Below are 5,950 nucleotides of genomic sequence, written 5' to 3'. Positions count from 1 at the left end.
GGTTGAACGGACGCGACCGGGCGACCGCGGAGGCGGTCGGCCGGTCGGTGCGTCAGGAGGGGATCGCCGTCAGGCGGATCACTTCTCCTGGACGATGGACTTGATGTCCTCGAAGCTCATGCCGATCTTGTTGAAGGCACGGGCCTGGGCCTCCGGCACACCGAGCGCGGCCAGCTCCTTGAGCTGGGCGTCGGTCAGCGGAGCGGCGTCGGTGCTGACCGGCGGGACAGCGCCCGACCCGGTCCCGTCGCCGAAGTCGGAGTCCTCGCCGCCGGCGGCCAGCACGGAGAAGGTCTTCATGAGGTCCTCGGCGGTCATCTTGTTCGGCGCGGACGGGGCCTCGACCTTGGGGGCGTCCTGGTTGAAGGTCAGCTTCACCGGGAAGTTGACGCCCGGCTCGACCTTCTTCGCCAGCTGCGCCATGTCGAAGGTGGCCGAGGAGAGTGAGCCGTCCTTGAGGTAGAGGTCGGCGCCGACGTTCTTGTCCGGGACGCCGGTCGGGGCCTCGGTCGGGAACTTCTTGAACTGCTGGGGGAACTTGGTGGAGAGCGGCTTGAGGGCCTTGTACAGCTCGTCCACGGCCTGGCGGGCCGGGGCGCTCATCCAGATGTGCTCGGTGCCGTCCTTCTTGCCCTTGTCCTCGAAGGTGACCGTCCGGTTGAAGACGTCCTTCAGTGCGTCGAAGAGCTCCTTGCCGGCCTGCGGGTCGACCGAGGGAACTGCCTCCGGCTTGCCGCCCTTGGCGCCGTCGTCCTTCTTCTTGGCCTCGTCGGCGAGCTCCTGGAGGTCGAACGACGTCCAGTTGCCGCTCAGCAGGCTCTTGGCGGGGGCCATGTCGGACGGGAGGTTCTTGGTGACGGCGTCGACCTCGGACGGGTCCTGACCGGTGAGCCTCAGCACGCTCTTCAGGTCGATCTGCAGGTACCCCTTGGCCTCGACCTGGCGGTACTCGAGGAGCGGGGCGCCCTTCCTGTCGGTGATGCGGTAGGAGATCCGCACCGACTTGTCGAGCGTGATGTCCTTCTGGTCCTTGGCCGCCGCGTTCTTGAAGGCGTCGACGTCCTTGAGCGGCTTGTCGGCGGAGACCGCGACGGAGAGGGACAGCCCGGACAGGCCCTGGGCGCTCTTCTCGTCCGCCTCCTCGCCGGTGGCCTTGGTGAAGGCGACGATCTGCTCGGGGGTGGCGTCGACGGAGAGCGTGAAGCCGGCCGACTTGCCGTCACCGACCTTGTCGAAGGCCTTCGACACCTTCTGGGCGGCCGAGATCTGCTCGGCGGTGCCGCAGGCGGTGAGAGCCGTGGCGAGGACGGACGCGGTGACCGCGATGGGCAGCGCGCCGCGGGCGGCCTTGCGGATGGCGGTGTTGATGGTGCAACTCCTGTGTGACAGGGCCTGATCGAACGGGGTCAGGCCGATCCCTCCCCTGTGGCGAAGCGCGCCACAGCGCCTACGCATGTGATCACATTATCAGCAAGATGACACACTATTTTTTGACCTAGCTTTTAACTGATCTGGCCGACAGCATGGCTGAGTGGCCGAAGTCCGACGCCGAGGGCACCGTCCGGGTCGTCTCAGTCGACTCCACGCACAATCGTGCGCGCGCACCAGAACGCGGCCGGGGCCAGCAAAAAGGGCCCCGGCCGACGAAAGGGCTCAGGCCAAGCGCGCCACGGCCAGGGGCAGTGCGCGGTCGAGCGCCGCCTCGGCGTCGCACGGCACGTCGGGCCGGACCCCGGTGCCCTCCCAGTTGGTGCCCGAGATCGGGTTGACCCCGCGGGCGACGGGCACGCTGAGCTCCAGGTGCGGGTGCACCGTCCAGCCCTCGCGCGGGTGCGCGCCGCCCCGGGTGGCCTCCCCGACGACCTCGGCGCGCCCGAGCTGCTGCAGGTCGTAGGCGAGCTCCTCGCCCGCGGAGAAGGTGTTTTCGCTCGTCAGCACGTAGAGCGGCTTGCTGCTGCCGAAGCGGGCACCCGGTACGAACGAGGGCGTCCAGGACTGCTCGGCCACCTCCCCCTGCCGCGAGAGCATGGTGATGAGGTGTGTGCGGCCGTCGAGCAGGTAGCCGCAGATGAAGGCGACCGTGTTCGGATCGCCACCGGTGTTGCGGCGCAGGTCCAGGATGAGGGCGCGGGCGGGAGCCACCAGTGAGAGCGCCGCGGCCAGCGGTTGCGCCGCCCAGTCCAGCGGGAACATCTTGGGCCCGATCTCCAGGACCGCGACGCCGCCGTCGAGAAGCTCCACGCGGGGAACACCGCCCAGGGATGCGTCGAAATCCCGCCGAAACGCGGCGAGTACCGCCGCGCCCTGGTTCGGCGGCACCGGCACGTCGTGGTACTTGAGGGCCAGGTGTAGGTCGCCGTTGACGGACCGCAGGTCCGCGGTGACCTCTTCGGCCAACTCCTCGGCGGATTCGGCCCGGTAGGAGCCCTCGGCACTCCGGCGTTGCAGCAGGGCCGCCAGCTGCCGGGCGGTATCGGGGAAGACGTAGTTCTCGCGGACCAGGTCGGCGATCGACTCGACGACGGCGACGGTGTCCAGCGCGGATGGCGATGTGGTGGAGGTCATGGGACGGAGTAGACCAGCGGCTTGTCAAAGCGTCAAACGTACTTAACGCTTGATCTGATGAGCCATCAACCAGACGAGGGCGTCCAGCGGATCAGCACGCCTCTGCAGCACACTGCACTCGCCCACCCCCTACGCCAGCGCCTGCTCTTCGCCCTGAGCGGCCGGCCGTCGACGATCAGCCGGCTCGCCGCGCAGCTGGGAGTGAACAAGGGCGGCGTCTCCCACCACCTCAGGGTGCTGTGCGAGGCGGGGCTGGTCCAGGACGCGGGAACGCGACGGGTGCGCGGCGGCACCGAGAAGTACTACCGGCGGACCACCGAGCGGCTCGTCGTCGCCGAACCGCAGGCCGAGGGAACGGCCGCGCTGCTCGGCGCCGTCGCCCAGGAGTTGGACCGCTCACCCGTCGACCACCTCCTGACGCTGCGCCACCTCCGGCTCAGCCCGGCCAAGGCAGCGCGGCTCGCCGAGGCGCTGGCCGCACTGGTCGACGAGACGGAGGAGGACTCGGAGGGCGAGCCGGTGCACGGCCTCCTGGTGACGCTCTACCGGCAGGCCGGGGCGTAGGGTCGGTCTGCTGGAGATCGTGTTGTGGATCTTCGTTGGCGGCCCACTGCGCCTCAGTCAACTGCACGACCAGACCAACGATCTGATGATCGGAAAGAAGAGCCCTAGCCCTTGGACGAGCCCGAGTTGGCGCCGCGTGCGAAGTAGCGCCGGAAGCAGAAGAACAGCACGGCCAGGCCGGTCACGCCGTCCTTGGTGAGCTTGCCGGCGTCGTCGGCGAGTTGCTGCCAGGTGGGCGACGGCCGTGCAGACGGCGGCCGCGGCGAGGGGAGGGGGCGGGAGGTGGCCGTGCGGGATCTCCTTGCGAGGGTGGGCGGGGGAGTGGAGGCGGTTCGGGGGAGGGGCGTCGCGCGCTTTTGCGGAGGACCAACTCCGGTTCCAGCAGGACGCGTTCGGTCGGCCGCTCGCGGTCGCCGAGCCGTTCCAGCAGCAGCCGCATGCACCCGCGGCCGACCGCGTCGAGCGGCTGGGCGAGGCTGGACAGGGACGGGAACAGCAGCGGGGCGATCGGCGAGTCGTCGAAGCCGATGGCGGCGGCGTCCGGGCCGGGGGTGCGGCCGTCATGGCGCAGCGCCTGGTACCAGCCGAGGGCCAGGGTGTCGCTGGCCGCCACGACGGCGGTCACGCCGGTGGCGAGCAGCTTCCCGGCGGCCTCGGTGGCGCGCTCCGGGTCGTCCGGGCTCTCCACCCGGCGGCCCCGGGTGGACAGGTCCAGGTCGCGCATAGCGTGCTGCCAGCCGCGGGCGCGGTCGTCGCCGACCCCGGAGCCCTTGGGCCGGCCGAGGAAGCCGATCTTCCGGTGGCCGAGCGCGGCCAGGTGCCGGACGGCCGCGGACGTCCCGGCGGCGCCGTCGACGTCGACCCGGTCGCCGACGTCCTTGCCGGACCAGGTGCGGCCGAACGCGACGAACGGGACGCCGCGCTCGTGCAGCCAGCCCTGGCGGCGGTCGCCGCGGTCGGTGCCGCCGAGTACGAAGCCGTCCGCGCCGTGCTCGTCCAACAGCTGTTGGTAGCTGGCGAGTTCCTCGTCCCCGGGGGCGACGGCGAACAGCACCACCCAGTAGCCGGCCCGGTCGGCGGCCTCGGAGAGGGAATGCAGGAACTGGTCCAGCACGGGGGTCGGGACGCCGGTGCTGCTGGACCGGATGCCGTAGCCGATCAACCGGCTGGCCCTGGTCCTGAGCGCCTGCGCGGCCCGGTGCGGGCGGTAGCCGAGCTCGTCGATGGCGCGTCGGACCCGCTCCAACGTCTGCGGGCGCAGCAGCTCGGGAGCACGGCCGCTACCCCGTGGTCGCCCTCGACCGGGACAAGCGCCCGGTCGACTCGATCGCCTCCAACCTGGGTCACCTGCTCGGCACCGGCCTGCTGGACGCCGAGGAGAGCGTCCTGGTCGCCCGCCGGCTCACCGCCCCCGGCATGGACAGCGGCTTCGGGCTGCGCACCCTGGACGCCGCCGCGGCGGGCTTCAACCCGCTGGGCTCTACCACACCGGCTCGGTCTGGCCGCACGACAGCGCCATCGCCGTGCACGGCCTGGCCCGCGCAGGCCTGGGCCGCCGCCTCCGCCGTGCTCGTCCTGCAGGCGCTGCTCGGCCTGGAGGCGGACGCGCCGAACCGCCGGTTGCGGGTGCGCGCCCAGCTCCCGGCCGGGTACGAGTCGCTGCGGATCAGTGGGCTGACGGTGGCCGGCCTGCCGATCGAGGCGGCGACCGACCATACCGGCGCGGTCCGGCTGCGCGCTCCGCAGGGCTACACCGTCACCACCGTCGGCTGATCCGCGGCGGCCGGTGAAGGCCCCTGGCCCGAGGCACGCCGGGTGGTTCGGATGCCGACTCAATCCCGTCGGGCTCCGGCCCGACGGGGCGTCGTCCTTCCCGCGTACGGTGGTGTTCGAAGTGTCATCACCACCTGCTAACCTCAGCCGATTTCCCGCCGCGCAGAGGCGGTGGACACGACGGGGTAAGAGGAACAGACAACATGGCAATTCTCCGGGCGAAGCAGAAAGCCCAGGTCATCGAGAAGCTCTCGCAGGTGGCGCCTCCTGGGGAGACCTTCATCGCCTGCGTGCACGCGGAGAGCGGCCCGAGCCCGTGGCTCAACGGTGTCTTCGGTGAGATCCCGCTGCTCGGCCTGATCATCGTTCTGACCCGCCGGTACTACTTCCTGACGCTCACCAACACCCACGTGGTGGTCAACGCGGCCAACCGCTGGACCAACCGCCCCGGCGACGTCGTCGCGGCCTTCCCGCGCAACGCCTTCCCGGTCAGCCGGGTCAAGCGGGCCAGCATCTGGAGCTCGATGTACCTCCAGATGCCGGGCGGCGCCAAGCCGATGCGCCTGAACATCCACCGCATCTGGCGCGCCGAGATGGACCAGCTGAGCGCGGCCTTCCCGCCCGGGTCGATCGACCCGTCCTCGCAGCCGTTCGACACGCCGCAGGGCCAGCCGTACCCGATGCCAGGCCAGCCGATGCCGGGCCACCCGGTGATCCCGCAGCAGCAGGGCTACGGGGCGCCGCAGCAGCCGTACCCGCCGCAGGGCCAGCCCTACCCGCAGCAGCAGCCGTACCCGCAGCCGCCGGCCAACCCGTACCCGGCCCCGCAGGGCTACCCGGCCCCCCAGGGGCAGCCGTACCCGCCGCAGCCGGGCGGCCAGGTGCCGCCGCAGGGCCAGCCCTACCCGCCGCAGGTCCCGAACGTGCCCTACCCGGGCCAGCCGGGCCAGCAGGGCTACCCGGGCCAGCGCTGACCCGGGCCTGAGCCGAACGCGTGGGGGGGGGCGGGATCGTCTTTTCCGTTCATTGGAGGATGGGTCCGTTTTTT

General features: G+C 71.1%; 6 protein-coding genes. 3 read left to right on the top strand and 3 right to left on the bottom strand.

The annotated features are described in order from the left end of the window. Positions 1–78: 78 nt before the first annotated feature. Together ACFQ87_RS43260 and ACFQ87_RS43255 are read right to left on the bottom strand one after the other, a co-directional pair. A complete protein-coding gene (locus tag ACFQ87_RS43260) occupies positions 79–1,455 on the bottom strand; it encodes a hypothetical protein (protein ID WP_380616511.1) in 1,377 nt (458 codons plus the stop codon). A 198-nt stretch (positions 1,456–1,653) separates the two neighbouring features. After that, a complete protein-coding gene (locus ACFQ87_RS43255; RefSeq protein ID WP_380616510.1) occupies positions 1,654–2,565 on the bottom strand; it encodes a S41 family peptidase in 912 nt (303 codons plus the stop codon). Between the two features lie 57 nt (positions 2,566–2,622). On the opposite strand from ACFQ87_RS43255, the gene ACFQ87_RS43250 reads away from it, so the two are divergent. Continuing rightward, on the top strand, positions 2,623–3,129 hold the full coding sequence (locus ACFQ87_RS43250; protein WP_380616509.1) for an ArsR/SmtB family transcription factor: 507 nt from the start codon (positions 2,623–2,625) through the stop codon (positions 3,127–3,129). A gap of 181 nt (positions 3,130–3,310) precedes the next feature. On the opposite strand, the gene ACFQ87_RS43245 is transcribed toward ACFQ87_RS43250, so the two are convergent. Then, positions 3,311–4,375, bottom strand: coding sequence for a substrate-binding domain-containing protein (locus ACFQ87_RS43245; protein WP_380616508.1), 1,065 nt, complete (start codon positions 4,373–4,375; stop codon positions 3,311–3,313). 41 nt (positions 4,376–4,416) lie between these two features. Between ACFQ87_RS43245 and ACFQ87_RS43240 the strand changes: the two genes are divergently transcribed. Next, complete coding sequence (locus ACFQ87_RS43240) at positions 4,417–4,902, top strand: hypothetical protein (protein WP_380616507.1); 486 nt, start codon at positions 4,417–4,419, stop codon at positions 4,900–4,902. 203 nt (positions 4,903–5,105) lie between these two features. Then, the gene (locus ACFQ87_RS43235) at positions 5,106–5,876 is read left to right on the top strand and encodes a hypothetical protein (protein WP_380616506.1); all 771 of its coding nucleotides are present in this window, start codon (positions 5,106–5,108) and stop codon (positions 5,874–5,876) included. Positions 5,877–5,950: the final 74 nt, after the last annotated feature.

The organism is Kitasatospora sp. NPDC056531 (assembly GCF_042794375.1).
Lineage (GTDB): Bacteria > Actinomycetota > Actinomycetes > Streptomycetales > Streptomycetaceae > Kitasatospora.
The sequence above is the reverse complement of the archived record's forward strand: the minus strand, read 5'-3'. Positions and strand labels throughout refer to the sequence as shown.